Annotated in this window: 30 protein-coding genes; 16 read left to right on the plus strand and 14 right to left on the minus strand. The window is 70.4% G+C overall.

The window, feature by feature from the left end:
* The first annotated feature begins 62 nt into the window (after positions 1-62).
* Positions 63-1223: a sensor histidine kinase gene (locus tag ACIO3S_RS01140; RefSeq protein WP_400458608.1), complete on the plus strand. Its 1161-nt coding sequence runs from the start codon at positions 63-65 to the stop codon at positions 1221-1223.
* Positions 1220-1906: a response regulator gene (locus ACIO3S_RS01145; protein ID WP_400458609.1), complete on the plus strand. Its 687-nt coding sequence runs from the start codon at positions 1220-1222 to the stop codon at positions 1904-1906. The genes ACIO3S_RS01140 and ACIO3S_RS01145 overlap by 4 nt, the downstream gene beginning before the upstream one ends.
* Before the next feature lie 118 nt (positions 1907-2024).
* On the opposite strand, the gene ACIO3S_RS01150 is transcribed toward ACIO3S_RS01145, so the two are convergent.
* Entirely contained in the window at positions 2025-2783 is a 759-nt protein-coding gene (locus tag ACIO3S_RS01150) for an MBL fold metallo-hydrolase (RefSeq protein WP_400458611.1), read from the minus strand.
* Between the two features lie 8 nt (positions 2784-2791).
* On the minus strand, positions 2792-3649 hold the full coding sequence (gene murI, locus ACIO3S_RS01155) for a glutamate racemase (RefSeq protein WP_160024693.1): 858 nt from the start codon (positions 3647-3649) through the stop codon (positions 2792-2794).
* A gap of 118 nt (positions 3650-3767) precedes the next feature.
* Here murI and ACIO3S_RS01160 point away from each other — a divergent pair, with 118 nt between their 5' ends.
* The 4 genes from ACIO3S_RS01160 to ACIO3S_RS01175 all read left to right on the plus strand — a co-directional run bounded on the left by ACIO3S_RS01160 (position 3768) and on the right by ACIO3S_RS01175 (position 7541).
* Positions 3768-4766 (plus strand): alkaline phosphatase family protein, encoded by a 999-nt coding sequence (locus tag ACIO3S_RS01160; protein ID WP_400458612.1) that lies wholly within the window; start codon positions 3768-3770, stop codon positions 4764-4766.
* A gap of 42 nt (positions 4767-4808) precedes the next feature.
* A complete protein-coding gene (locus ACIO3S_RS01165; protein ID WP_400458614.1) occupies positions 4809-5864 on the plus strand; it encodes an alkaline phosphatase family protein in 1056 nt (351 codons plus the stop codon).
* A gap of 75 nt (positions 5865-5939) precedes the next feature.
* Positions 5940-7166, plus strand: coding sequence for an FAD-dependent oxidoreductase (locus tag ACIO3S_RS01170; protein WP_400458616.1), 1227 nt, complete (start codon positions 5940-5942; stop codon positions 7164-7166).
* Between the two features lie 30 nt (positions 7167-7196).
* Positions 7197-7541, plus strand: a complete 345-nt coding sequence (locus ACIO3S_RS01175; RefSeq protein ID WP_400458618.1) for a hypothetical protein — start codon at positions 7197-7199, stop codon at positions 7539-7541.
* Between the two features lie 16 nt (positions 7542-7557).
* On the opposite strand, the gene ACIO3S_RS01180 is transcribed toward ACIO3S_RS01175, so the two are convergent.
* On the minus strand, positions 7558-8505 hold the full coding sequence (locus tag ACIO3S_RS01180; RefSeq protein ID WP_400458620.1) for a PLP-dependent cysteine synthase family protein: 948 nt from the start codon (positions 8503-8505) through the stop codon (positions 7558-7560).
* A 90-nt stretch (positions 8506-8595) separates the two neighbouring features.
* Between ACIO3S_RS01180 and ACIO3S_RS01185 the strand changes: the two genes are divergently transcribed.
* From ACIO3S_RS01185 to ACIO3S_RS01200, 4 genes are read left to right on the plus strand one after another with little or no spacing between them, the layout of a single operon-like run.
* Complete coding sequence (locus tag ACIO3S_RS01185) at positions 8596-9531, plus strand: ABC transporter ATP-binding protein (protein WP_400458622.1); 936 nt, start codon at positions 8596-8598, stop codon at positions 9529-9531.
* Positions 9528-10271 (plus strand): ABC transporter permease, encoded by a 744-nt coding sequence (locus tag ACIO3S_RS01190; protein WP_400458624.1) that lies wholly within the window; start codon positions 9528-9530, stop codon positions 10269-10271. The genes ACIO3S_RS01185 and ACIO3S_RS01190 overlap by 4 nt, the downstream gene beginning before the upstream one ends.
* Before the next feature lie 13 nt (positions 10272-10284).
* Positions 10285-11499 (plus strand): sensor histidine kinase, encoded by a 1215-nt coding sequence (locus tag ACIO3S_RS01195; protein WP_400458626.1) that lies wholly within the window; start codon positions 10285-10287, stop codon positions 11497-11499.
* Positions 11496-12122, plus strand: a complete 627-nt coding sequence (locus ACIO3S_RS01200) for a response regulator (protein WP_400458628.1) — start codon at positions 11496-11498, stop codon at positions 12120-12122. The genes ACIO3S_RS01195 and ACIO3S_RS01200 overlap by 4 nt, the downstream gene beginning before the upstream one ends.
* 5 nt (positions 12123-12127) lie before the next feature.
* On the opposite strand, the gene ACIO3S_RS01205 is transcribed toward ACIO3S_RS01200, so the two are convergent.
* The 3 genes from ACIO3S_RS01205 to ACIO3S_RS01215 form a co-directional block, all read right to left on the minus strand.
* Positions 12128-12403, minus strand: coding sequence for a MoaD family protein (locus ACIO3S_RS01205; RefSeq protein WP_008358635.1), 276 nt, complete (start codon positions 12401-12403; stop codon positions 12128-12130).
* A 32-nt stretch (positions 12404-12435) separates the two neighbouring features.
* A complete protein-coding gene (locus ACIO3S_RS01210) occupies positions 12436-12864 on the minus strand; it encodes a M67 family metallopeptidase (protein ID WP_160024702.1) in 429 nt (142 codons plus the stop codon).
* Between the two features lie 83 nt (positions 12865-12947).
* The gene (locus ACIO3S_RS01215; protein ID WP_400458630.1) at positions 12948-14789 is read right to left on the minus strand and encodes an ABC transporter ATP-binding protein; all 1842 of its coding nucleotides are present in this window, start codon (positions 14787-14789) and stop codon (positions 12948-12950) included.
* 74 nt (positions 14790-14863) lie between these two features.
* Here ACIO3S_RS01215 and ACIO3S_RS01220 point away from each other — a divergent pair, with 74 nt between their 5' ends.
* Complete coding sequence (locus tag ACIO3S_RS01220) at positions 14864-15292, plus strand: MarR family winged helix-turn-helix transcriptional regulator (RefSeq protein WP_400458632.1); 429 nt, start codon at positions 14864-14866, stop codon at positions 15290-15292.
* Here ACIO3S_RS01220 and ACIO3S_RS01225 read toward each other — a convergent pair whose 3' ends face one another.
* Positions 15293-15883, minus strand: coding sequence for a DUF2017 domain-containing protein (locus ACIO3S_RS01225; protein WP_091049194.1), 591 nt, complete (start codon positions 15881-15883; stop codon positions 15293-15295).
* A complete protein-coding gene (gene clpS / locus ACIO3S_RS01230) occupies positions 15883-16176 on the minus strand; it encodes an ATP-dependent Clp protease adapter ClpS (RefSeq protein ID WP_400458634.1) in 294 nt (97 codons plus the stop codon). Before clpS ends, ACIO3S_RS01225 begins: the two co-directional genes overlap by 1 nt.
* 109 nt (positions 16177-16285) lie before the next feature.
* On the opposite strand from clpS, the gene ACIO3S_RS01235 reads away from it, so the two are divergent.
* The 3 genes from ACIO3S_RS01235 to ACIO3S_RS01245 are packed head-to-tail and all read left to right on the plus strand — an operon-like array spanning position 16286 to position 19499.
* The gene (locus ACIO3S_RS01235; protein ID WP_400458636.1) at positions 16286-17578 is read left to right on the plus strand and encodes a nicotinate phosphoribosyltransferase; all 1293 of its coding nucleotides are present in this window, start codon (positions 16286-16288) and stop codon (positions 17576-17578) included.
* A gap of 45 nt (positions 17579-17623) precedes the next feature.
* Positions 17624-18199: an isochorismatase family protein gene (locus ACIO3S_RS01240; protein ID WP_378834358.1), complete on the plus strand. Its 576-nt coding sequence runs from the start codon at positions 17624-17626 to the stop codon at positions 18197-18199.
* Positions 18200-18254: 55 nt separating this feature from the next.
* Positions 18255-19499, plus strand: a complete 1245-nt coding sequence (locus ACIO3S_RS01245) for an MFS transporter (protein WP_400458638.1) — start codon at positions 18255-18257, stop codon at positions 19497-19499.
* Between the two features lie 13 nt (positions 19500-19512).
* Here the strand turns inward: ACIO3S_RS01245 and ACIO3S_RS01250 are convergent, their stop codons facing one another.
* A complete protein-coding gene (locus tag ACIO3S_RS01250) occupies positions 19513-20115 on the minus strand; it encodes a TetR/AcrR family transcriptional regulator (protein WP_400458640.1) in 603 nt (200 codons plus the stop codon).
* A 134-nt stretch (positions 20116-20249) separates the two neighbouring features.
* On the opposite strand from ACIO3S_RS01250, the gene ACIO3S_RS01255 reads away from it, so the two are divergent.
* Positions 20250-21746 (plus strand): flavin-containing monooxygenase, encoded by a 1497-nt coding sequence (locus ACIO3S_RS01255; RefSeq protein ID WP_400458642.1) that lies wholly within the window; start codon positions 20250-20252, stop codon positions 21744-21746.
* Positions 21747-21768: 22 nt separating this feature from the next.
* Here the strand turns inward: ACIO3S_RS01255 and ACIO3S_RS01260 are convergent, their stop codons facing one another.
* Positions 21769-22308, minus strand: coding sequence for a DUF1697 domain-containing protein (locus ACIO3S_RS01260; protein ID WP_160024711.1), 540 nt, complete (start codon positions 22306-22308; stop codon positions 21769-21771).
* Positions 22309-22366: 58 nt separating this feature from the next.
* Here ACIO3S_RS01260 and ACIO3S_RS01265 point away from each other — a divergent pair, with 58 nt between their 5' ends.
* Positions 22367-22840 (plus strand): MarR family transcriptional regulator, encoded by a 474-nt coding sequence (locus ACIO3S_RS01265; protein ID WP_160024712.1) that lies wholly within the window; start codon positions 22367-22369, stop codon positions 22838-22840.
* Here ACIO3S_RS01265 and ACIO3S_RS01270 read toward each other — a convergent pair.
* The 4 genes from ACIO3S_RS01270 to ACIO3S_RS01285 form a co-directional block, all read right to left on the minus strand.
* Complete coding sequence (locus ACIO3S_RS01270) at positions 22837-23568, minus strand: copper homeostasis protein CutC (protein ID WP_400458645.1); 732 nt, start codon at positions 23566-23568, stop codon at positions 22837-22839. The two genes, ACIO3S_RS01265 and ACIO3S_RS01270, sit on opposite strands and share 4 nt — an antisense overlap.
* A gap of 14 nt (positions 23569-23582) precedes the next feature.
* Positions 23583-25364: a DEAD/DEAH box helicase gene (locus ACIO3S_RS01275; protein ID WP_160024714.1), complete on the minus strand. Its 1782-nt coding sequence runs from the start codon at positions 25362-25364 to the stop codon at positions 23583-23585.
* Between the two features lie 79 nt (positions 25365-25443).
* Positions 25444-25722, minus strand: coding sequence for a DUF3039 domain-containing protein (locus ACIO3S_RS01280; protein ID WP_160024715.1), 279 nt, complete (start codon positions 25720-25722; stop codon positions 25444-25446).
* Positions 25723-25743: 21 nt separating this feature from the next.
* Positions 25744-26310: a YqgE/AlgH family protein gene (locus tag ACIO3S_RS01285; RefSeq protein ID WP_160024716.1), complete on the minus strand. Its 567-nt coding sequence runs from the start codon at positions 26308-26310 to the stop codon at positions 25744-25746.
* Positions 26311-26407: the final 97 nt, after the last annotated feature.

Genomic DNA, 26407 nt, shown 5'->3' on the forward strand with positions numbered 1-26407 from the left:
ATGGGTCCTGGCGCGACCGCGGGATCCTGTGTCCCCGACCTCGGTTGACTAGCGTGTACGCCGTGCAGCAACCGTCACCTGAGGCCTATCAGCCACGCCTGAGCCTGTGGGGGCACGTGTGGCGGTATCTCCTCGCTCTGGGGATCAGCGCCATCGGCTTGATCTCCAGCACCGACGGGTGGCCGGAGTGGCGCTTCCTGCTCGACCTCGGCCTCGGCGTCCTCTGCATGGTCCTGGTCTTCTGGCGCCGCCGTTGGCCGGTGGCGATCGCCACGTTCACCATCGTCGCCGGGGCGTTCTCGATCCTCTCCGCCGGAGCGTCAAGCCTCGCCCTGGTCTCGCTGGCGACCCGGCGCCGCTGGCGCGAGATCATCCCGATCTCCCTGCTCAACGTCGCCGCCGGCATGTTCTGGTTCGCGGTGATGGAGACCACCCCCGCAGAGGAGATCCCTGGCATCCCGTTGTGGGGCTTCAACCTCGGAGCCAACGTGGTGATCATCGCCGCAATGGTCGCGTGGGGCATGTACATCGGCTCCCGCCGTGAGCTGATCGCGACGCTCCGGCTCCGCGCCGAGACCGCCGAGGCCGAGCAGGCGCTGCGCGTCTCCCAGGCCCGCGAGACCGAGCGCCGGCGGATCGCCCGCGAGATGCACGATGTGCTCGCCCACCGCATCTCCCACATCTCCATGCAGGCCGGCGCGCTCGCCTACCGCGAGGACCTCTCCGCCGACCAGCTGCGGGCCGAGGTCGGCACCATCCGCGACGGTGCCCACCGGGCGCTCGACGACCTCCGGACCGTTCTCGGCGTGCTGCGCGGCAACGGCGAGGATCCCGAGACCGCGCCCCAGCCGACGTACGCCGACCTCGGCCGCCTCGTCGAGGAGGCCCGCGAGGGCGGCATGAACATCACCTTCGACGACGACGTCGAGGGCTCGCCGCCGGAGGCGGTCGGGCGGTCGATCTACCGGGTCGTGCAGGAGGGCATCACCAACGCCCGCAAACATGCGCCCGGGGCGGCCCTGAAGGTGTCCCTGCAAGGCTCGGAGGAGCACGGGATCGAGGTGCTGCTGCGCAACCGGCTCGGCTTCGACTCCAACACGCCCGGCGCCGGGCTGGGCCTGGTCGGGCTCACCGAGCGCGTCGACCTGGCGGGTGGACGCCTCGCGCACCGCACGGAAAAGGATGTCTTCATCCTCGAAGCATGGCTACCGTGGGGCCAGTGAGCAGCCCAGGGACCAGCCCAGAGAGTCCGGCCAAGATCAAGGTGGGGATCGTCGACGACGACCCGCTCGTACGCTCGGCCCTCGGGCTGATGCTCGGAGGTCAGGCCGACATCGAGGTCGTCGGCGAGGCGACCGATGGCCAGGAGGCGCTCGCTCTGGTCCGCACGTCCGCTCCTGACGTCGTGCTGATGGACATCCGGATGCCGCGCATCAACGGCCTCGAGGCCACCCGGCGGGTGCTCACCGAGTCTCGGTCGCCGCGGGTCATCGTGCTGACCACCTTCGGTGCCGACGAGTACGTCGTCGACGCCCTCGCCGCCGGCGCCGACGGGTTCCTGCTCAAGGACACGCCCCCGCCCGAGATCGTCGCGGCGATCCGCGCGGTCGCCTCCGGCGAGCCGATCCTCTCCCCCAAGGCGACCCGCACCCTGATCACCCGGCTCCGCGCCGAGCCGACCGGCGAGCGCGCCGCTGCCGCCAGCCGCCGGCTCGAGGCGCTCACCGAGCGCGAGCACGAGGTCGCCCTCGCCGTCGGGCGCGGGCTAAGCAACGCCGAGATCGCCAAGGAGCTCTACCTCTCGATCCCGACCGTCAAGGCGCACGTCTCGCGCCTCTTCGACAAGCTCGGCGCCACCAACCGCGTCCAGATCGCGATCACGGTCCACGACGCCGGCCTGGTCTGAGCCGCTCGCCTCACCGACCACACGCGTCACACCGCTCAGGCTTTTCCTGCACTTCTCAGGTGTTGCAATGCCCGAGAAGTGCAGGGATACCCGGTTAACCGGGTATCCCTGCCCGACCTCAGACCTCGTACACAGCCCCCGTCGCCGCCAGCTCGGTCGGACCGTCGTACGCCGAGCGCGCCTCGCGGAGGGCGTCGGCGGGGTCGTGCCAGGGCGGGACGTGAGTGACGACCAGCTTCTTCACATGAGCCTTGGTGGCGTACTCCCCCGCGTGGACGCCGGTGATGTGCACGCCGGGCGGGTTGTCGACGCCGTCGCGGAAGGCGGCCTCGCAGACGAACAGGTCGGCGTCTGTGGCGATGTCGAGCAGCGCCTCGGTCTCGGCGGTGTCGCCGCTGTAGGCGATGACCTTGCCGTGCGCCTCGATCCGGAGCCCGTACGCGTCGACCGGATGCTCCACGGAGGTCGGGGTGATCACGAACGGACCGAGATGGATCGGCCCGGTGTAGGTCGAGAACGCGAACTCCTCGCGCATCCCGGGGCGCTTGGGCAGGTCGTAGGCCTTCGCCAGGCGCCGGCCGGTGCCCTTGGGGCCGTAGACGGGGATCGGCGGCTGCGGGCCGGTGGGGTGCCACTTGCGGAGCACGTAGTAGGAGGTCATGTCGACGCAGTGGTCGGCGTGCAGGTGCGAGAGCAGGACCGCGTCGATCAGCAGCGGGTCGATGTAGCGCTGCAGGACCCCGAGCGCACCGTTGCCCATGTCGAGCACGATCCGCCACGTACGTCCGTCCTCGTCGTCGGCCTCGACGAGATAGCAGGAGGCGGGGCTGTCGGGCCCGGGATAGGAGCCCGAGCATCCGATCACTGTCAGCCGCATCCCGGAGGTCATCCCATCCCTCCGGCGAACTGCTGGGCGGCGGCGAGCTCCGGGCCCAGGAACCGGGCACCGATCGCCTTGAACTCGGCGGGGTTGCCGGTGGTGAGGAACGTGTAGGTCGGCTCGCCGCCCTCGCGCATCAGGTCGTGCTCGGCGAGGACGCGGTAGACGTCCTTCGCCGACTCCTCGGCACTGCTGACCAGCGTCACGTTGTCGCCCATCACATAGGAGATCACACCAGTCAGGAGCGGATAGTGGGTGCACCCGAGGATCAGCGTGTCGACCCCGGCGCTGGTCAGCGGGTCCAGATACTCGTGGGCGGCGGCCAGGAGCTCGTCGCCGCCGGTGATGCCGGCCTCGACGAACGGGACGAACTGGGGGCACGCCTGGGTGTGCAGCGAGACGTGGGGAGCCGCGGCGAAGGCGTCGTCGTACGCCATCGACTCGGCGGTCGCATGGGTGCAGATGACCCCGATCCGGCCCGTGCGGGACGCCGCGACGGCACGGCGGGTCGCCGGCAGGATGACCTCGACGACGGGCAGCGGCTTGTAGCGCTCCCGGGCATCGCGCAGCATCGCGGCCGAGGCCGAGTTGCACGCGATCACCAGCGCCTTCACGCCCTGCGCGACGAGATGGTCGAGGCACTCCAGGGCGTACTCGCGCACCTCGGCGATCGGCTTGGGCCCGTAGGGCGCGCGGGCGGTGTCGCCGACGTACAGGATCGACTCGTGGGCGAGCTGGTCGATCACCGATCGCGCCACGGTGAGACCGCCGAAGCCCGAGTCGAAGATCCCGATCGGGGCGTCGCGGTCGGGCTGGGCTGAACCCAGGGGCGAGGGCGAACCCAGGGACGAGACGGACTGCACGATCGTCAAGGCTAGGCCCAAACAGCGCAACTTCGCAGTGCTGGGGGTCACTCGAGACATACCCGAGATCCATCTCACGTTCATGAGCGGGCCGGATCAGTGTTGTTAACGTCCGGTTATGACGATTTCTCGGCGCTCGCTGGTGCTGATGGTCCTGATCACCCTGTTGAGCGTCACCTTCGCGGTCGTCGAGCTGCCCGGGCGGCCCGCGCAGGCGGCGACCACGAAGCGGGTGCTGGCGATCTCCGTCGACGGCCTCAGCGTGACCGCGGTCGAGAAGCTCGGCCCGGGCAACCTGCCCAACATCTACCGGCTGATGCGCGGCGGCGCCTCGACCCGCCAGGCGCGCAGCGAGTACGAGCAGAACGTCACCCTGCCCAACCACACCTCGATGGTCACCGGCCGCCGGATCACCCGGTCCGCGCACGGCCACGGGGTCACCTGGAACGACGACCGCCGCTGGATGACGGTGCAGGAGGCCGCCGGCCACCCGGTCTCATCGGTCTTCAGCCAGGTCGAGCGCACCGGCCGGAGCAGTGCCCTGTTCGCGTCGAAGTCGAAGTTCGGCATCTTCGACCGCTCCTGGCCCTCGATCGACCGGTTCGTGGTCGACAGCGACGCCGACCTGGTGAACCGGGCGGCCGCCGACCTGGCGACCAACAAGCGTGCCTTCACCTTCGTCCATCTGGGCTCCCCCGACCACTACGGCCACCGCGACGGCGGGATGAGCGCGGCCTACCGCGCCTCGGTGATCCGCACCGATGCCCGCATCGGCAGGCTGCTGAAGACGATCGACGCCTCGACGACGCTGAAGCGGTCGACGTACGTCATCCTCACCGCCGACCACGGGTTCAAGGCCGCCGCCAGGGACCACGGTGCCCACCTCTACTCCAACTACCGGATCCCGTTCGTCGTGTGGGGCCCCGGCGTCGCCCGCGGCGCCTCGCTCTACCGGCTCAACCCCGACTACCTAGCGCCGGGGACGACCCGGCCGACGTACGCCGGCAGGCAGCCGATCCGCAACGGCGACCTCGGCAACCTGGCCCTGGACCTGCTCGGTCTGGGCCCGATCCCCGGCAGCACGCTGAACTCAACTCAGTCACTAGACATTCGCTGAGCGTTCGCCCGGGGTGCCATCGGGTTCACTTAGGGTGTGCCGGTGCGTCGCCTCTTCCCTCTCGTCTCCTTCGGCATCTTCCTCGTCGTCGTGCTCGTCGTGGCGTTCACCGCCCTGCCCGACCGGGACAACGGCGGTGGCGGTGGCGGTGCCGATGGCGACAGGGGCGATGGCCGCGTCCGTGCGGAGCGTGAGCCCACCCAGGTCGGCCGCAAGGTGCTCGCGATCTCGATCGACGGGCTCAACCCGGATGCGCTCGCGAAGCTGGGGCCGGCGAAGACGCCCAACATCCACCGGCTGATCGACGAGGGCGCCTCGACGCTCAACGCGCGCACCGCCTACGAGAAGAACATCACCCTGCCCAACCACACCAGCATGGTCACCGGCGACCCGATCGACGCCGACGACGGCGGCCACGGGGTCACCTGGAACGTCGGCGACCCGTCGAAGTCGATCTCGAAGAACGAGGAGTCGGTGTTCACCGTCGCCCACGAGGCCGGGCTCAGCACCGGGGTCTTCGTGACGAAGCAGAAGTTCGAGCTGTGGCAGCGGGCCTGGGAGGACGACATCGACCTCTACGTGCCGATCGACGACCACGACGAGCTGGTCCCGGAAGCCGCCGAGGATCTCGCCGACGAGCGGCGGGACCTCACCTTCGTACATCTGTCCCTTCCCGACGCCGCCGGACACGCCTCGGGCGGGATGTCGCCGGAGTATCTGGAGGCCGTCGAGGAGTCCGACGCCCAGGTCGGCGAGCTCCTCGACGTCATCGACGCCGATCCGGGGCTGACGAAGGAGCTCGACGTCATCCTCACCGCCGACCACGGCTTCAAGCCGGGCATCACCAACCACTCCGAGAAGGTCTACGAGAACTACCGGATCCCGTTCATCGTGTGGGGCCCGGACGCCGGCGCCGGCACGGACCTCTACGAGCTCAACGCCGACGACTACCGCGACCCCGGCAAGGACCGGCCCGACTACGACGGCCCCCAGCCCGTACGCAACGCCGACCTTGGCAACCTGGCCCTGGATCTCCTCGGCCTCGGCCCCATCGGGACCAGCGACATCGGCACGGAGCAGACGCTCGACGTCAAATGATGTTTGCCGTAACCGTCCACGAGCACACACGCCCCTGAGGTACGTTTCGAACGTAACCTCCCCAAGGAGCGTGCGATGTCAGTCACCCGGATGGCTCGGGCAGCTTTACGCAGGGATCGTCGTGCCCGGCGGGTCACGATCATCGGCGCCGGCATCGGCGGCCTGACTCTCGCCGTCGAGCTGCGCCGCAGAGGCATCGAGGTCGAGGTGTACGAGGCCGCGACCGACCCACGCCCGGCCGGCGACGCCGTGCTGCTACCGGCCAACGCGACCCGGCTCCTGGAGCGCATCGGACTCGAGCCGGATCTCGGTGAGGCGGCGGCGACCGTCAATGGCTGGGTCTGGCGCGACGGCCACACCGGAGCCGCGATCGGCCGGGTGCTCTCCGCCGCCGAGTACGCCGACCGTGCCGGGGCGCCCTGCTACGGCATCGGTCACGCCGACCTGCACGCGCTTCTGAGCGAGATGTTCGGCACCGAAGGGCTCCACCTCGGCCACCGTCTGGTGGATCTCGCCGATCCCGGCGACGGCCCCGTGGCCTTGGAGTTCGCCGACGGCGAGTCGGTCGAGGCCGACCTGGTCATCGGCGCCGACGGCGCCGGATCGATGCTGCGCGAGCACGTCGTCGGCTACGACGACGCCCAGTTCTCCGGGTGCATCGCCTGGCGCGGGATCGTCCCGCGCTCGCAGCTCACACTGCTCCCCGATCCCGGCCGGGTGCAGGTGTGGACGGGGACCGACGGCCACCTGATGCATCATCCGGTCGGCGACGGCGACCACGCGTTCCTGCTGGTCAAGCGGCAGCTCGGGCCCTGGGCAGCGGACTCGTGGTCCTGGCCGGCCGACCCGGACGAGCATGTCCATGCGTACGCCGGCTGGCATCCGGCCGTGGTCCAGATGATCTCCGCGGCACCGTGCTCGGAGCACTGGGGCCTCTTCCACCGTCCACCCCTGGCCACCTGGTCGCGCGGCCGGGTCACGCTGCTCGGCGACGCCGCGCACCTGATGGTCCCCCACCACGGCCAGGGCGCCGCCCAGGCGATCGAGGACGCGATCGTCCTCGCCGACTGCCTCGCCACCGACGACGACACGGACCGAGCCCGAACGACCTACGAGGTACGCCGCCGCGACCGCACCCGCCGCATCCAGATCGCCTCGCTGGCCGCCGCCGACGTCCTCCACCTCCCCGACGGTCCTCGCGCGCAGGCCCGCAACAAGCGGCTCGCGTCAGGCGATGCGTACGACCGTCATCTCGCCTGGATCCACGACCACGACGTGGCCGCCTCCGGCCACCGCCCGTAACCCCGGGGCCCGCTGCCGCGTTGCCCAGGAGTGAGAGCCTTCCTCGGACGCACGGGGTTCCTGGCGCTCGGCATCTGGGCGATGTACGCATCCGCCGTCGCCGTAGCGCTGGTGCAGCTCGGCGCCGAGCCCGAGGCCGGCAGCGTCTGGTCCGGGCGCCCGATGGCCCCCGGCAGCCCCGCCGCGCTCATCGAGAAGCACGACTGCTGGAGCGCCGAGGCCCCACGCGACATGACCGGCAGACTCCCCGGCCACGCCATCGTCGCCACCGGCCCCGCCCCGCGCTACGTCGACGCCCACCTCACCGGCAAGGCCCTCGACCAGGTCTTCTCCGGCGAGGACCACGGCCTCGTCGTCTACGCCTTCTGCCGCTGACGCCCGTCACCGGCGGTCAGGCCCAGAGCTGGCCCTCGAGGCCTTCCTCGGCGTCGTCGATGGTGCCTTCGTACGCCCCGGTGGAGAGGTACTTCCAGCCGCCGTCGGCGACGACGAAGGCGATGTCGGCCTTCTCGCCCGCCTTGAGGGACTTGGCGGCCTGGGCGAGGGCGGCGTGGAGGATGGCGCCGGTGGAGATGCCGGCGAAGATGCCCTCGAGCTCGAGGAGCTCGCGGACGCGACGTACGGCGTCACGGGGGCCGACCGAGAAGCGGGCGTCGATCAGGGACGCGTCGTAGAGCTCGGGGACGAAGCCCTCGTCGAGATTCCTGAGCCCGTAGACGAGCTCGCCGTAGCGCGGCTCGGCGGCGACGATGCGTACGTCCGGCTTGGCGGTGCGGAAGAAGCGGCCGACGCCCATGAGCGTGCCGGTCGTGCCCAGTCCGGCGACGAAGTGGGTGATCGAGGGAAGGTCGGCGAGGAGCTCGGGGCCGGTGCCCTCCTCGTGGGCGCGCGCGTTGGCGGCGTTGCCGTACTGGTAGAGCATCTCCCAGTCGGGGTGCTCGGCGGCGAGGCGCTTGGCGACCCTGACCGCCTCGTTGGAGCCACCGGCGGCGGGCGAGGAGACGATCTCGGCGCCCCACATCCGCAGCAGCTGGCGCCGCTCCTCGGAGGTGTTCTCGGGCATCACGCACACGATCCGGTAGCCCTTGAGCTTGGCCGCCATGGCCAGCGAGATCCCGGTGTTGCCGGAGGTCGGCTCCAGGATCGTGCAGCCCGGGCGGAGCCTGCCGTCCTTCTCGGCCTCCTCGACCATGCGAAGAGCCGGGCGGTCCTTGATCGAGCCGGTGGGGTTCCGGTCCTCGAGCTTGGCCCACAGACGTACGTCGGGAGAGGGCGAGAGGCGGGGCAGCCCCACCAACGGGGTGCCCCCGACCGACGCCAGCAGGTTGTCGTAGCGCATGGGGTCCATCGTCGCATCAACCGATCGACTGATGCCCACTCGCGCCGATCGCCCGATCCGTGAGACCGCGTCACCGACCAGGCTGAAGGTATGCATCAGGAGCGAGAACCAGCGGTCGTCGTGGACGGCCTGCGCAAGACCTATGGCGACAAGGTGGCGGTCGACGAGATCAGCCTTCACGTCGAGACCGGAGAGATCTTCGGCATCCTCGGCCCCAACGGAGCCGGCAAGAGCACAACCGTCGAGTCGATCGCCGGCCTCCGGGTCGGGGACCGCGGCCGGATCCGGGTCCACGGCATCGACCCGTGGACGGATCGCGCCGCCGTGACGGAGGTGCTCGGCGTACAGCTCCAAGAGGCCAAGCTGCAGCCGAAGATCACCGTTCAGGAAGCGCTGGAGCTGTGGAGCGCCTTCTACCCCGACCCTGAGCCGTGGGCGCCGCTGGCCGAGCGGCTGGGTCTCGGCATCCACCTCGGGCAGCGGTTCGAGAACCTCTCCGGCGGTCAGCAGCAGCGGCTCTCGATCGCGCTGGCGCTGATCGGCCGGCCGCGGGTCGTCGTCCTCGACGAGCTCACCACCGGCCTTGACCCGCGGGCCCGCCGTGAGGTGTGGGACCTGGTGCGAGACGTACGCGACCGGGGTGTGACCGTCCTGCTGGTCACCCACTCGATGGAGGAGGCGCAGACGCTCTGCGACCGGATCGCCATCGTCGACGCCGGCCGGATCCGGGCGCTGGACACCCCGGCCGGGCTCATCGACTCCGCCTCCGCCGCCACGATCACCACGTTCGAGACCGCGGTCGCGATCGACCTGGCCTCGCTGCGCGATCTCGACGGCGTCACCGCCGCACGCAGCGAGAACGGCACCGTCACCGTCGAGGGCGCCGAAGGGGTCGCGCTCGCGGTCGTCGAGATGCTGCGTGCGCAGGGCGTGACCCCGCAGCGACTCCGGGTCGCCGCGGGCAGCCTCGACGCCGCCTACCTCGACCTCACCGAAACAGACACTCGCCAGGAGGCGCTCCGATGACCAGCCCGACCGTTGCCGTGATCCGTACGGAGTCCCGGCTCTTCGCGCGCGAGCGGCTCTCGCTCTTCTGGATCGTCCTGTTCCCGAGCCTGCTGCTGGGGGTCCTCGGGCTGATCCCGAGCTTCCGCGAGGACAGTGCCGACCTCGGCGGCCGGAGCCTGATCGATGTCTACGTCCCGGTCACCGTGCTGCTCTCGATGATCATGGCGGCGATCATGACGATGCCGCCGACGCTGACCGGCTACCGCGAGAGCGGGGTCCTGCGGCGGCTCGGGACCACGCCGGCCCGCCCCGCCTCGATCCTGCTCGGCCAGGTGCTGGTGCACGCCATCGCGGTCGCGGCGTCCTCGGTGATCGTGATCGTGCTCGGCCGGGTGGCGTTCGGGACCCCGCTCCCGGAGTCGCTCCTCGGATACGTCGCCGCCTACGTCCTGGCACTGGCCGTCTCGCTCGGGATCGGCGCCGCGATCACCGCGGTCTCCCCCAACGCGAAGACCGGGCAGGTGGTGGGGATGGTGGTCTTCTTCCCGTCGATGTTCACCGCGGGGGTCTACTTCCCGGTCGAGGCCTTCGGCGGCACCGCCCGCGACATCATCTCGTTCACGCCCTACGGCGCGGCCTCCAACGCGCTCAACGACGCCGCCGGCGGCGCCTTCCCGCAACTGGTGGATCTGGCGTTGATGGGCGGCTGGGCGGTCGTGCTGTACCTGATTGCCGTGCGCGCCTTCCGCTGGGAATGAGAAGGTCCTCCACATGACCTCGGCCGTCGAGCACGAGCAGCGCTGGGAGCGCAATCTCAAGGTGCTGCCCTTCGTGCTGCTCGCGCTCGCCTCGGCGATCTGCGTCGCGACCTTCCCCGAGATCGGGCCGCAGTCGCCCGGCGCGCGCGTGATCTTCGGGATCCTCGTGGCGGCGACCGCGGTGTGGACGTGGCGATGGATGTACGTCTACGGCCGCCCCCATCCGGTCGGCTACATCGGCCGCACGGCACTGGCCGCGGTGCTGACAGCGATGCACCCGCTGTTCTGCATCTTCGCCTGGATCGGGTTCCTGGACGCCTTCGACTCCTTCCGCGGTCGGTGGCGATGGGTGGCGATGGCGGCCACCGCAGTGATCATGGCGATGGGCCAGACCGGAGGTCCGCCCCCATACGACAACCCATGGCAGAGCCTGCTGCTGCCGCTGTTGTTCGTGCTCAACTTCGGTCTCGCCTCGCTCATGGGCCGCTACAGCGAGCACCTCGACGCCGTCAGCCGGGAGCGCGCCGCGACGATCGACCGTCTCGAGGAAGCACTCACCGAGAACGCCCGGCTCCAGCAGGAGCTGCTCGCCCAGTCACGCTCGGCCGGCGTACGCGACGAGCGCGAGCGCCTCGCCCGCGAGATCCACGACACCATCGCCCAGTCCCTGGCCGGCGTCGTGGCCCAGCTCCAGGCCGCCGAGGGCTCCGCGGATGCCCAGGACGTACGCCGCCGGGTGGCCAGGGCAACCGAGATGGCCCGCACCGCGCTGGTCGAGGCCCGGCGGTCGGTGCAGGACCTGACCCCTGCCCAGCTGGCCGAAGCAGGCCTCGCCGACGCCCTCTCGAGTCTGGTCACGAGCTGGCGCGACGACCACGGCGTCGAGGCCTCCTTCGTCGTCGTCGGCGAGGCCACGGCGCTGCATTCCGAGGTCGAGGCGACGCTGCTCCGGATCGCCCAGGAGGCGCTCGCCAACGTCGCCAAGCACGCCGACGCCTCCCGGGTCGGCGTCACTCTCACCTTCGACGATGCCGACGTCATCCTCGACGTGCGCGACGACGGCTCCGGCTTCGACCCCGCCGCTCCGCGCCGCTCGTCCTCGTTCGGGCTGGGCGTGATGCGCGAGCGGGCGCAGCGCCTGGCCGGCACCTTCACCCTCGAGTCCGCCCCCGGCGCCGGCACCGCCGTCTCCGCCAGTATCCCCGCACTCCCCCGAGGACCCGCATGACTCAGATCAGGATCGTGGTCGCCGACGACCATCCCGTCGTACGCGACGGGGTGGTCGGGGTGCTCCGCGCGCAAGGCTTCGAGGTCGTCGGCCAGGCCGGCGACGGGGCGGAGGCACTGGCCCTCGTCGAGGAGCTAGAGCCGGACGTACTCGTGCTGGACCTGCGGATGCCCGGCACCGGCGGGGTCGAGGTGATCGAGCGGCTCCGGGCGTTGGAGTCGCAGACCGGCGTACTGGTCCTGACGACGTTCGACACCGACTCCGACGTGGTCGCCGCGATCGAGGCAGGTGCGACCGGCTATCTGCTCAAGGACGCGCCGACACCGGACCTGGTCGAGGCCGTCCGCGCGACGGCGGCCGGCGAGACCGTCCTCTCCCCCGCGGTAGCGACCCGGCTCGCCTCCCGGCTGCGCTCACCCGGTCCGACGGCCCAGCTGAGCCCCCGCGAGCGCGAGGTGCTCACCCTCGTCGCGCGCGGCACGACCAACCGCGCCATCGCCGCGAAGCTCTTCGTCAGCGAGGCGACGGTCAAGACCCACCTGGGTCACATCCTCGACAAGCTGGGGGTCACAGACAGAGCAGCCGCGGTCGCACGAGCGTACGACCGCGGCATTCTGGGCTGAAGGGTTCAGCAGCCGCCGGCGACGGCGGGAAGCACGACGACCTGGTCGCCGTCCTTGAGCTCGGCGTCAAGACCGCCGATGAAACGTACGTCCTCGTCGTTGATGTAGACGTTGACGAAGCGGCGCAGGTCACCGTTGTCGATGAGGCGCTCCTTGATGCCGGAGTGGTTCGCCTCGAGGTCGTCGATGAGCGCGCTCAGGGTCTTGCCCTCGGCGCTGACTGCCTTCTCACCGGCGGTGTAGGTGCGGAGGATGGTCGGGATCTTGACCTCGATGGCCATGGGTTCGTTCTCCTAGATGTAGGTGTTGCGCGTCACGACAACGTCGGGACGATGCTGATTTCTTCCTCGGTGACGGTGCCGTCGACGATCCGGTAGGACCGGAACTCGACCGGACCCTCGTCATTTCCGTGCTCTCGGGTGCTGACCAGCACGTAGTGAGCGTTCGGCTCCATCGCCAGCCCGATGTCGGTGCGCGAGGGGTAGGCCTCGGTGGCCGTGTGGGAGTGGTAGACGACCACCGGCTCCTCGTCGTTCGCGTCCATCTCCTTGTAGAGCTGGAGCAGATCGGTCGAGTCGAACTCGTAGAAGGTCGGCGAGCCGGCGGCGTTGATCATCTCGATGAACCGCTCCGGCCGGTCGGACCCCTCAGGGCCCGCGACGATCCCGCACGCCTCGTCGGGATGGTCGCGCTTCGCGTGGGCGACGATCGCGTCGTACGTCGCCTGGTCGATGGTCAGCACGCTGCTCAGCGTATGCGCCCGAGCACCGGATCCTGAACGTGACCGGCCCTCGGACGCCGTCCGCATCGCGCACCGGATCCGTGCTAGGCAGCCGCCGTCAGACCGCCGCGTACGAGGTCGGCGTAGGCGCCGGCGCGCAGCAGCAGCTCCTCGTGGGTGCCGACCTCGACGACCCGGCCCTGGTCGAGCACGGCGATCTGGTCGGCGTCGCGAACGGTGGAGAGGCGGTGGGCGATGGTGATCGTCGTACGCCCCTCCGCCAGGCGGTCCAGGGCGGCCTGGACCTCCCGCTCGGTGGTGTTGTCGAGCGCGGAGGTGGCCTCGTCGAGCACGAGGACGCGCGGGTCGCGCAGCAGCGTGCGAGCGATCGCCAGCCGCTGTTGCTCACCGCCGGAGAACCGGTGGCCGCGGGAGCCGACGAGCGTGTCGTAGCCGTCGGGGAGCCCGACGATCAGGTCGTGGATCCGGGCCGCACGAGCAGCTTCCTCGATCTCGGCGTCGCTCGCCTCGGGGCGCGCGTGGCGCAGATTGTCGCGAACGCTCGCATGAAGCAGATAGGTCTCCTGGGTGACCATGCCGACGTTGGCGGCCAGGTCGGCGAGGGTCAGGTCGCGCAGGTCGACCCCGTCGAGCAGCACCCGGCCAGAGGTCGGGTCGTGCAGCCGCGCGACCATCCCGGCCAGCGTCGACTTGCCCGATCCGGTGGCCCCGACCAGCGCCAGCGAGCCGCCGGCGGGCACCCGCAGCGAGATGTGCTCGAGGACGGGTTGCGACCCGTCGTAGGAGAACCCGACGTCGTCGAGGACGACCTCCCCGCGAGCCTCACCCAGAGCCACCGGGGAGTCCGGGTCGTCGATCTCGACCGGCAGGTCGAGGTACTCGAAGATCCGCGAGAAGAGCGCCAGGGAGGAGGTCACGTCGACCCCGACGTTGAGCAGACCCATCAGCGGCCGGAAGAGCGAGCCCTGGAGCGAGACGAAGGCGACCAGGGTCCCGATGGTCAGCGCACCGGAGGTCGCCGGGAAGCCCGCGGCGAGGTAGAGCGCGGCCGGAACCGCGGCGAAGACCACCTGCATCGTCGCCATCCGCCACCGCCCGGCGAGCTGGCTGCGTACCTCCAGCCCGACGAGGTCGTGGGAGGTCTGCTCGAAACGGGAGGCCAGGGCCGGCGCGGCACCGAGCGTCTTGGTCAGCAGGATGCCGCTGACCGAGAGCCCCTCCTCGACCTGCACGTGCAGGTCGGCCATCTTCGCCTGACGCTGCGTCGTGACCGCGTAGCGCATCTGCGCCACCTTGCGGGTCGTCCACACCGCCGGCGGCAGCACCACCAGCGAGATCAGCGCGAGCCGCCAGTTGAGCGCCATCATCGCGACCACGGTGCCGACGACGACCGTGACGTTGGCCGCGATCGAGGTCGCGGTGGAGGTGACCACCGACTGCATCGAGCCGATGTCGTTGACCATCCGCGACTGCACCTCGCCACCCCGCGTACGGGTGAAGAAGTCCAGCGACTGGCGCTGCAGGTGCCCGAAGAGGTCGGTACGCAGCCGGTGCATGACCCGCTGGCCGACCTCGGTCGAGATCAGCGTCTGGGCCACTCCGAGGGCGGCGGAGGCGATCGCGACGAGCACCATCGCGGCGACGCTGAGCACGAGCAGCGTGGTGTCGCGCTCGGGCAGGGCGGTGTCGATGACGTGCTTGACCAGGAACGGCTGCGCCAGACCGATCACCGAGCTCACCACGATCAGCGCCACGACGAGAAGCAGGCGCCCACGGTAGGGCGCGAAGAGGCGCGCGATCCGCCGCAGCGAGACCGGCTTGGCCTCGAGCTGGGCGCGATCGGCGCGCTTGCTGCCGGGATCACGGCCGGATCGGCCGGATTCGCCGGATTCGCCGGAAGGTTTGTACGGGTGCGGCTCACTCATTCGAACACCTCGATCCTATTTACTGAGGTTGGCTCACAATGAGGCCAACGCACGATGGCGTTAGGATTATTCCTGTGGACGAGACCGCCGACCTGCTGATGGCGGCAGCGCGCACCCTGCGCCGCCGCTTCGGCGACGCGACCGCCCGCTGGGGCGTCACCCCCTCGCAGGCCCGCGCCCTGCGGATGGTGCTCGCCGCCGATGAGCCGATGCGTCTCTCGGCGCTCGCCGAGAGGCTCCGCATCGTCCCTCGGTCGGCCACCGAGGTCATCGACGGCCTCGAACTCCACGGCCTGGTCGTGCGCCAGCCGGATCCTGCCGACCGTCGGGCGGTCTGCGTGGTCGCCACCGAGGAAGGCGTACGCCTGGGACGACTGATCGAGGATGCTCGTCAGCAGGCGGCCGACGAGCTCCTGCAGCCCCTGCCCGAGGAGGACCGGAGGACGCTCACCCGGATCCTGGTCACCCTGCTGGACAGTCGTACGGCCGAACGCTCGCCCTAGTCAGGACGCCGCCCACAGCGCCTCGACCATGGTCTCCTGCAGGATCCCGACCCACTGGTAGATGCCGTAGACCTGGCCGGCGGGGTCGTCGTCGGGCAGCGAGTCCCAGAAGTCCTCGTCGCCCTCCTCGACCCCGAGCCGGGTCGCCAGCGCGAGCCGGATGTCGGTGAAGGAGCGCATCCACGCCTCGGCGTCGGGGATCGGCAGCTCGACGTCGATGACCAGCCCGTCCTCGTCGAGCTCGGGCGGGAGGCCCGCCTCCTCGAGCGAGTCGATGATCGTGGACGCGGCCCGCGCCTTGCCGTCGCGCAGCCCACCCTCGGTGAACCGCCGAAACTCCCCGGCGGCCTCTTCGTCGTTCCCGTAGGCAGAGGGGAAGAGCCGCTTCAGGACCGGGTCCTCGGGCTCGGTGGTCGGCCCCGAGAAGTCGAGCAGGGCCTCGAGCGGGTCGTCGCTCTCGGCGGGTGCGGCGACCTCGTTGCGCAACAGCTCGACGAGCTGCGAGGCCAACGAACGGAGCAGGTCGGCCTCGAACCCGGAGAAGGTCGCGATGATCTGCTTGCTGCGGCGGTGGTAGCTGAACCCGCCCATCAATCCTGCTTCTCCAGCGTCGCCCACAGCCCGTACTCGTGCATCGCCTGCACGTCGCGCTCCATCTCCTCGCGTGACCCGGAGGAGACGGCCGACTTGCCGTCGTTGTGCACCTCCATCATCAGCTTCTCCGCCTTCTTCTTGGAGTAGCCGAAGTACTTCTGGAAGACGAAGGTGACGTACGACATCAGGTTGACCGGGTCGTTCCAGACGATGGTCACCCATGGGGTCGACGGTGCGACGACGTCGTCGATCTCCGGCTCGTCGAGCTCCACGGGGCTTGGCGCGCTCATGAGACCCATCGTGCCACGTAGGCGCCAGTGGACTCGATACCGCACTCCAAGTCGGTCCGTTGCGCGCGGGCGCGCTCACACACTGTGCCCGTGGTGCCACGATATGCCCGTGGACTCGACAGCGGACTCGACCGCGCTCCTGACAGATCACTACGAGCTGACCATGCTCCAGGCCGCCCTGAAGGCGGGCACCGCGGAGCGTCGCGCCGTCTTCGAGCTGTTCCCCCGGCGCCTGGCCGGCGGGCGGCGCTACGGCGTGGTGGCCGGGGTCGGGCGCGCGCTCGACGCCCTCGAGGCGTTCCGCTTCGGCTCGGAGCAGCTGGCCGTCCTGGAGGGCGTCGTCGACGGCCCGACCCTGGAATGGCTGGCCGGCTACCGCTTCACCGGCGACATCTGGGGGTACGCCGAGGGCGAGACCTTCTTCCCGCACTCGCCGCTGCTCGTGGTCGAGGCCAGCTTTGCCGAGGCGGTGGTCCTGGAGACCGTGCTCCTCTCGATCTACAACCACGACTCGGCCATCGCCACCGCGGCCTCCCGGATGACGCTCGCGGCCGGTGAGCGCCCGTGCATCGAGATGGGCTCGCGCCGCACCCACGAGGCGGCCGCGATCGCCGCCGCCCGCGCGGCCTACGTGGCCGGCTTCACCGCCACCTCCAACCTCGCCGCCCGCGCCCGCTTCGGCGTGCCCACGACCGGCACCTCCGCGCACGCCTTCACCCTCCTGCACGACACCGAGGAGCAGGCCTTCGAGGCTCAGGTCGCCTCCCTCGGCAAGGGCACGACGCTGCTCGTGGACACCTACGACATCGCCGAGGCGGTGGCGAAGGCGGTCGAGATCGCCGGTCCCGAGCTCGGCGCGGTGCGGATCGACTCCGGCGACCTGGGGCTCCTCGCCCATGACGTACGCCGCCAGCTCGACGACCTCGGCGCCACCGAGACGAAGATCATCGTCACCAGCGACCTGGACGAGTACGCCATCGCCGGCCTCGCGGCCGCCCCGGTCGACGGCTACGGCGTCGGCACCCAGCTGGTCACCGGCTCCGGCCACCCGACCGCCGGGTTCGTCTACAAGCTGGTCGCCCGCGAGGGCGCCTCCGGCGACCTCGAGCCGGTCGCCAAGAAGAGCGCGTCCAAGGCGTCGATCGGCGGCCGGAAGTACGCCCTGCGCCGCCGCAACCGCAAGGACGTCGCCGACGCCGAGGTGATCGGCATCGGCACCGCACCCGAGGGCGACGGCAACGACCGGCCGCTGCTCACCCAGCTGGTCAAGAACGGTGAGGTCGTGGGCCGTGAGCCCCTCGACGCCGCACGCGAGCGTCACCGCGCCTCGGTCGCCGAGCTCCCCGTCATCGCCCACTCGCTCCTGAAGGGCGATCCGGCGATCCCGACGCTCTTCCAGTGATGTCTCGCGGGGCCGGTCTCGCCGGGCCGGTCTAGGCTGGCGGGCATGACGCGTGCACTGATCGTGGTCGACGTACAGAACGACTTCTGCGAGGGCGGGTCCCTGCCGGTCGACGGCGGGGCCCGGGTGGCCTACGACATCGGTCAACTGCTGCGGGAGCGGGCGGCGAGCAAGGACCCGGAGCAGACGTACGGGCTGGTCGTGGCCACCAAGGACCACCACATCGACCCGGGCGACCACTTCGGCAACCCGCCGGACTACGTGGACTCCTGGCCGGCGCACTGTGTGGTCGGCACCGACGGAGAGGCCTTCCACCACAACCTCGACCCGGTCACCTTCGACGAGATCTTCCGCAAGGGTGAGTACGCCGCGGCCTACTCCGGCTTCGAGGGCGCGGCCACCGGCGGCGCCAATCTGACCGACTGGCTCCGGGCCCACGGCGTCGAGGAGGTCGACGTGTGCGGGCTGGCGACCGACTACTGCGTACGTGCCACCGCGCTCGACGCGCGAGCCGCCGGCTTCCACACCACGCTGCTCGCCGACCTGGCCGCCGGCGTGGCTGCGGCGAGCACTTCGGCTGCCATCGAGGAGATGCGATCGGCCGGGATAACGGTCTCGTGACAGAATTGAGAATTTTGGGCAGATAGAAATCACCCGAAGGTCTATTCTCTCTCGAATGGCTCGGATCTCGGCGACAGCCCCCCTTCGCGAACCCCACTTCCGCTGGTTCTTCGCGTCACGATCGATCAACCTGGTCGGCAACTTCATGGCGCCCGTCGCCCTGGCCTTCGCGGTCCTGGAGATCAGTGACGCGCCGATCGCGATCGGCGCCGTCCTCGCGGCCCGCACCATCCCGATGATCGTCTTCATGCTCATCGGCGGCGTGCTCGCCGACCGGATGGGCCGAGCCCGGATCCTGTTCGCCTCCAACCTGGTCTCGGGCCTGAGCCAGGCGGCCGTCGCCGTCCTCGTCATCGCAGGTGTCGCCGAGCTGTGGCACCTGATCGCACTCTCCGCGCTCAACGGCATCGTCTCCGCCGCCGGCCTGCCCGCCCAGCAGGGGATCATCCCGCTCGTGGTGCCTCGCACCATGCTGCAGGAGGCCAACGTGCTGATGTCGCTGACCCGCGCGATCGTCGCGGTCGCCGGTCCCGGCACCGCCGGCCTGCTCGTCCTCAGTGTCGGCGCGGGCTGGGCGCTCGCGCTCGACGCCGCCACCTGGATCATCGCGGCTCTGCTGCTGCTGCCGGTCAAGATCAGCGGCGCGGTCGGCAAGGCCTCGGTCATCGGCGATCTGCGCACGGGGTGGGACTACTTCCGCTCGACGAGCTGGCTGTGGCTCTGTGTCGGCGCCGCGACCATGCTCAATGCGCTCTATGAGGGCGGACTCCTCACGCTCGGCCCGCAGCGGGCCGAGGGATCGGGCCTGGGCGCGGGCGGCTGGGGCCTGATCCTCACCTTCCAGGGGATCGGCGTGCTCGCCGCGACCCTCGTGCTGATGAAGGTGCGGCTCGAGCGGCCGCTGTTCTACGGCATGATCGGCATGGCCCTGTTCGGGCTGCCGATCGCCGCCCTCGGCTTCTCCACCGACCTCGCCGTGCTGTTGCCCGCGGCCGCCCTCTCCGGCGCCGGCATCCAGGTCTTCAGTCTCGGCTGGCAGCTCTCGATGCAGGAGAACGTCCCCAGCGATCTGCTCTCCCGGGCGTCCTCCTACGACCAGCTCGGCACCTACATCGCCATCCCCGTCGGGCAGCTGGCGATGGGGCCGCTGGCGGCTGCGTACGGGATCGAGAACATGCTCGCGATCGCCGGCATCGGCTACGTGGTGATCTCGCTGGCGACGCTGCTGAGTCCGGCCGTACGCCACCTGAACCGGGTCTCCTTCCCGGCCCCCGAGCGCAACGGCGCCCCGGCCCACTAGGGACTCGCGCCACCTACGACGCGGGCGTCGCGCTCTCCAGCAGCGACCGCAGCAGGTCGACCAGGCTGGTGACCGAGAGGTCGGGGTCGAACGCGCGCTGGACACCGAGCCCGATGCCGAGCGAGAGCAGCTGGACAGCGGCGTCCTCGGCCGGTGAGGCCAGGGTGAGGCCGAGGTCGGCGGCCTGCTGCTCGATGAGGCCGGCGATGGCGGCGGTGAGCTCGCGGCGCCGGCCGGCGAGCTGCTGGCTCACCTCGGGGACGCGGCGGGTGCTGGTCGCGAACTCGACCTCGAGCGCGGTCCAGCCGACGTCGCCGATGTTGGCCTCCGCCCACGCCGCGAAGGCGTCGATCCTGCCCTCGACGTTGTCGACGCCGCTGACGGCGTCCGCCAACGACTGCGCTCGCTCCCGGTGGATCACGTCGAGCACGGCCAGGCCGAGCTCGTGCTTGGTCGAGAAGTTCGAGTAGACCGCGCCCTTCGAGAAGCCCGCCGTGGTGGCGACCTTGTCGAGCGAGGTCGCGTTGTAGCCGTCGGAGAGGAACATCCCGTGCGCGGTCGCGATGAGTCGCTCACGCGTCTGCGCGTGCGACTCCTTGCGCGTGATCCGGCCCACGGCTCAGATCTTACCAGTTCGGGCTACCGTCGGTATTCAAATACCGTTAGTATCCGAATATGACCCGACGACGCGCACTGGCCATCGGCTGCGGCGGCGATCTCGGCAGGCTTGACCAGCGAAGGAGCAACCGCATGAGCACCCACCATGAGGTCGTCGTCATCGGCGCCGGCATCTCCGGTATCGCGGCCGCGATCAAGCTGCGCGAGGCGGGCGTCGGGGACGTCGTCATCCTCGAGAAGGCCGACACCTACGGTGGCACCTGGCGGGCCAACACCTACCCGGGGTGCGCGTGCGACGTACCGTCCAACCTCTATTCGTTCTCGTTCGCGCCCAACAGCGACTGGTCCCGGGTCTACGGCAACCAGCCGGAGATCCTCGCCTACATCGACGGCGTGGCCCGGGATCGCGGCCTCGAGGGCATCACCCGTTTCGGGGTCGAGGTCCGCGGCGCGACCTGGAACGCCGAGTCCGCCGGGTGGCGCCTGGACACCACCGACGGCGAGATCACCACCCGCTTCCTGGTCGCCGCCGCCGGGCCGTGGAACGAGCCGAAGATCCCGAACCTGCCCGGTCTGGCCGACTTCCCCGGCGACGTCTGGCACTCGGCCCGGTGGAGGCACGACGTCGACCTCGACGGCAAGCGGGTCGCCGTGATCGGCACCGGGGCGTCGGCGGTCCAGTTCGTACCCGAGGTCCAGAAGCAGGTCGCCGACCTGCACCTCTTCCAGCGCACCGCCCACTGGGTGCTGCCCAAGGTCGACCATCCGGTGCCGGACGCGGAGAAGTGGGTCAAGCACCACGTGCCCTTCTTCGAGAAGGCGCTCGGCGCGGTCGAGTACGCCGCGATGGAGGCCGTCGGTATCGCCTTCCGCCGCCCGCAGCCGCTGATGCAGGGCCTGCAGCAGATCGGCCGGGCCTACCTGCGCGCCGTCGTCCGGGACAAGGAGCTCCGGGCGAAGCTGACGCCCGACTACCTGCTCGGCTGCAAGCGGATCCTCTTCTCCAACAACTACCTCCAGTCGCTGACGAGGCCGAACGTCGAGGTGCACGCCACCGGCGTCGAACGGGTCGAGGGCGCACGCGTGATCGGCACCGACGGCAGCACGGCGGAGGTCGACGCGATCATCCTCGGCACCGGCTTCCACATCCTCGACATGCCGGTCGCCGACCTGATCCGTGGAGCCGACGGCCGCACGCTCGCCGAGCACTGGGCCGGCTCCCCCGAGGCCTACCAGGGCACCTCGGTCACCGGCTTCCCCAACGCGTTCGTGGTGCTCGGCCCGAGCCTCGGCACCGGCCACGGCTCGGCCTTCGCCGTCGCAGAGTCGCAGGTGGCGATGATCACCGAAGCCATCACGACCGCCCGCGCACAGGGCTGGACGAAGCTCGACGTCAGCCCACAGGCCCAGGCCGCGTACGTCGCGGACGTGCAGGCCGCGCTCGCCGGCACCGCCTACAGCGGCGCGTCCTGCCACAGCTACTTCATCGACGCCAACGGTCGCAACAGCTTCTCCTGGCCGTGGTCCACCGGGGAGCTGGTCCGCCGGATCAGCCGCTTCGACCCGGCAGACTTCGAGATCACTCGGCGATCGGTGGTCGAGGCTGCCGAGACCGAGGTTTCCGCCTGACCGGATCGAGGCGCAGCATGGCTCACGCCCACTTGTCGGCGAGCGTGCGGATCACGTTGACGTTGCGGTTGGTGCTGATGGCGATGTGGCGCTCGACGACGGCGTTGGTGATCTTCGTCTGATGGAAACCCTCGGTGAGCAGGTGCACGGCGCGGCCGATGACGTAGACCCGCTCGCCCTCCCCCGCCCGGGCGACCAGCGCGTCCCGGGAGCCGGAGTCGGTGAGCTCCTTGCACAGGAACACGAACTGCTTGCCCTCGTGACCCATCCCGACCGCCGCGGCGTCGTTGGCGATCACCTTCAGCTCAGCGGGCGTCACGCAGATCGTCGGCACCTCGAAGAATCGGTCGGCCGCGAAGGCCTCCTCCAGGATCGCCTCCATCTCGGCCCGGTCGCCGACCGGGTGGTCGAAGCGTACGTTGCCCGTGTTGATGTAGGTCTCGACGTCGGTTCCGCCCGCCCTCACCACGGCGGCTGAGATCGCCTGTTTCGGGAATTTCCGGGTCGCACCGAGGTTGATGGCGCGCAGGAACGCGATCCAGGTGTGCCGTTCCGTAGTCATTCTCAGATAGTCTCCACCCGTTCACCGCGCCGCAACCCCCAACTCTGGATTCCGATCGATGCCTTCACAGCAGCTGCTTCCCTCGGAAGCCCCGACCGCCTCGGGCTCCGCTTCGGCGAAAACCCTGGACCTCTCCAGCGACCTCGTCGTCTACGCGGCGCGGCTCATGCGCCTGGTCCGCCGAGCGCTTGACCTTCCGGCCAGCGTCCGGGTCCTCACGATCCTCGACGCCATCGGGCCGCTGGGCATCACCGACCTGGCCCGCGCCGACGGCTGCTCGCAGCCGACCATGTCGGCCCAGATCGCCCAGCTGGTGGAGACCGGCCTGGTCAGCAAGGAGCCCAACCCGGCCGACGCGCGGGCGAGCCTGGTGACCCTCACCGACGCCGGCCGCGCCGACCTCGCCGACGTACGTGAGCGCATCTCCCACCTCATCGCCGAGCGGCTGGAGTCGCGTCACCGCACCCAGGCCGATCTCGAGGGCGCCGTCGCCGTCCTGCGGGACCTGGTCGAGGGCGACTCCCCCGCCTAGGCCAAGGCGGCGGCCGCTGCGGCGACCACATCGGGATCGGTCACCCAGTGACCGCCGTCGTCGGCGACTCCCAGCGCCACCCCGCCGGTCGTGACGACCCGTCGCTTGGCGGAGAGGTGCACGCCCTCGACGCCGAGCTCCGCGAGCGCCCTGATGGCGTCCACGGTCACCCCACCTCCGGCCAGTACGTCCGGCCCGCCGACCGCGACCATCTCGGCGATCGTCGCGGCCCCTGCCGCAGCGGCCGGCGCACCACCTGAGGTCAGCACCCGGTCGACCACGCCGTCCAGCGCCCGGATCGCCGCGACCGGGTCGGCGCTGAGGTCGATCGCCCGGTGGAACGTCACCGTCGCCTCGTACACAGCGGCAGCATCCGCCAGCTCCCGGACCAGCTCCACGTCGGGCTCCCCGTGCGGGGTGAGCGCGCCGATCACGATCCCGTCGGCTCCTGCCTCCAGGACCGTCTCGACCTCGCGCCGCAGGAGGTAGCGCTCCTCGAAGGAGTAGCCGAACCCGCCCGGCCGAGGCCGGACGAGCACATGGACGCCCTGCCAGCCGTCATCGGCGTCGACGCCGCCGACCTCGTCGAGGACTCCCTCGACCAGGCCCTGCGACGGGGTGACGCCACCGACCTCGAGGGCGGAGCAGAGCTCGATCCGGTTCGCTCCGCCCGCACGCGCGGCGAGCGCGCCGGCCACCGATGTCACCGCGATCTCGAGCGCCGTCATCGTCCCGAACTACCTCAGGCCGAGCCGCGGGCGGCCCAGTCGCGCAGGGTGTCGATGCGGGCCTTGAGCTGGTCGGCGTTGGCGACCGCGGCCGGCGGGCCGCCGCACTCCTTGCGGAGCCTGTTGTGGGTGACCCCGTGGGGCGTCTTGGTGCGGTGGTGCCAGGCGGCGACCAGGCCGTTGAGCTCGCGGCGGAGCACGGCGAGCTGCTCGTGGGCGGCGACCGCGGCGACGGGCTCGTCGGCAGCGACCGGCGCGGAGGCCGACTTCTGCTTGCGGGCCCGGTCGCTCTGCCGCTGCTGGAGCAGCGTCTTCATCTGGTCGGCGTCGAGCAGCCCGGGGATGCCGAGGAAGTCCATCTCCTCCTCGGAACCGACGTGCACCTCGCCGGAGTGGCCGAACTCGCCGCCGTCGAAGAGCACCCGGTCGAAGCGTGCCTCGGAGCCCATGGCCTCCCAGGCTCCCAGTTCCTCCTCGGAGGCGCCCTCCTCGGCGTTGGCCGCGGCCATCAGCGCGTCCTCGGCGGCGAAGATGTCGTCCTCGCTGGTGACCTTCTTGCCGAGCACGTGGTCGCGCTGCAGCTCCAGCTCGGAGGCGAAGCCGAGCAGGTTCGGGACGGACGGCAGGAAGACGGAGGCGGTCTCACCCCGCGTACGAGCACGTACGAAGCGCCCCACCGCCTGCGCGAAGAAGAGCGGCGTCGAGGTGGTGGTCGCGTAGACCCCGACCGCGAGCCTGGGCACGTCGACGCCCTCGGAGACCATCCGGACCGCGACCATCCAGCGGTCGTCGGACTCGGAGAACTTGGCGATCTTCTTCGAGCCGGCCTTCTCGTCGGAGAGCACCACGGTCGCGCTCTGCCCGGTGATGGTCTTCAGCGTCTTGGCGTAGGAGCGCGCCGAATCCTGGTCGGTCGCGATGACGAGCCCGCCCGCGTCCGGGACGTGGCGCCGCACCTCGGTCAGGCGCTTGTCGGCGGCCGCGAGCACGGATGGGATCCACGATCCGGCCGGGTCGAGCGCGGTCCGCAGCGCCTGCGAGGTCAGGTCCTTGGTCAGCGGCTCGCCGAGGTGGGCGGCGATCTCGTCGCCGGCCCGGGTGCGCCACTGCATCTGTCCCGAGTAGGCCATGAACAGCACCGGGCGGACGACGTGGTCGCGCAGCGCCTCGGCGTAGCCGTAGGTGTAGTCGGCCGCCGAGCGCGGGATGCCGTCCTCGCCGGGTGCGTAGGTGACGAACGGGATCGGGTTGGTGTCGGAGCGGAACGGCGTTCCGGTCAGCGCCAGCCTCCGCGCGGCCGGCTCGAAGGCCTCCCGGACCCCCTCGCCCCACGAGAGCGCGTCGCCGGCGTGGTGCACCTCGTCGAGGATCACAAGTGTCTTGAACCGCTCGGTGCGGATCCGCATCGCGAGCGGGTTGACCGCCACCCCGGCGTACGTCACCGCGATCCCGACGTAGTCGGCCGAGGTCTTGCCCTGGCCCGCGGAGTAGGTCGGGTCGATCGGGATCCCCGCCCGCGCGGCGGCCTCGGCCCACTGGACCTTGAGGTGCTCGGTGGGGGCGACGATGGTGACCCGGTCGACCAGCCTGCGGCCGAGGAGCTCGGCGGCGACGGTCAGCGCGAAGGTGGTCTTTCCGGCCCCGGGTGTCGCGACGGCGAGGTAGTCACGGGGCTGTTCGGACAGATACTTGGACAGCGCCTCCTGCTGCCAAGCACGCAGCTTGGGCGCAGTGCCCCACGCGGCCTTGTTGGGCCACGCGGGTGTGAGGGCGCCGGGAAGCTCGGCGCTACTCACTTCGCCGTGTCCGTAGCGCAAGCGCCAGAGTACGCACCCGGCGAAGTGCTGACTCTACGGCTCGCTCGCTGACGCTCGCTCACTCGTCGTCGCCCTCGCCACCGCTAGGCGGCATCCCCTCGAAGATCTCTTTGCAGTCGGGGCAGACCGGGAACTTGGACCCGTCGCGGCTCGGCACCCACACCTTGCCGCACAGCGCGACCACGGGCGTGCCCATGACCATCGCCTCGGTCAGCTTGTCCTTCTCCACGTAGTGGGAGTAGCGGTCGTGGTCACCCTCCTCGGTGGGGACGTCCTGCTCGCGGATGTCCTCCCGTTCCTTGACGGCTTCTTTCGTGCCGAATCCCAGGATGCCCATGCCCCCAACCTTACTAGCCCGCTAATTCAGTTCGGGGTCGGGCGGTCGCGTGGCGTGGAAGGCCAGCTCACCGGGCTGGCGCCGGAGCACCGCTGCCCACATCGAGCTCACGTCGTCGAGGAAGGAGTCGTACGGCTCGCCGTCGACCACATACCAGGACCCTTCGTCCACCTCGCCCTGGAGCTGAGCCGCGCCCCAGCCGGCGTATCCGGCGAAGATGCGCAGCCGCGACAAGGTGCCGTCGACAAGTTCGACGGGCGTGTCGAGGTCGAGCAGCCCGAGGCGTCCGACGACGGGGCGGAAGCCCAGCGGCGGGTCGTCGGAGTCGACCAGGAGCGCGACCGCGATCGCGGAGTCCTTGCTCACCGGGCCGCCCTGGAAGAGGACGTCGGGATCGGCGACGGAGGTCGCCCACGGATGCAGCACCTCGGCGACCGGCACGGGTGAGGGCCGGTTCAGCACCACGCCGAGCGCACCGTCGTCGTTGACCTCGATCAAGAGCACCACGGTGTCGACGAAGTTGGGGTCGCGAAGCTCCGGGGTGGCTACCAGCAGCCGCCCGGCGCGTACGTCCTTCTGCTCCGTCATGACGCCATGATCGCACCACCTCGGTCACGCCATCCGCAACAAGAAACCAACAATGCCCGCTGATCGGGACGAGACAGGAAAGGCCCCGGGGCCGGCA

Origin of the sequence: Nocardioides sp. NPDC087217, assembly GCF_044744805.1 — a bacterium.
Classification (GTDB): domain Bacteria; phylum Actinomycetota; class Actinomycetes; order Propionibacteriales; family Nocardioidaceae; genus Nocardioides.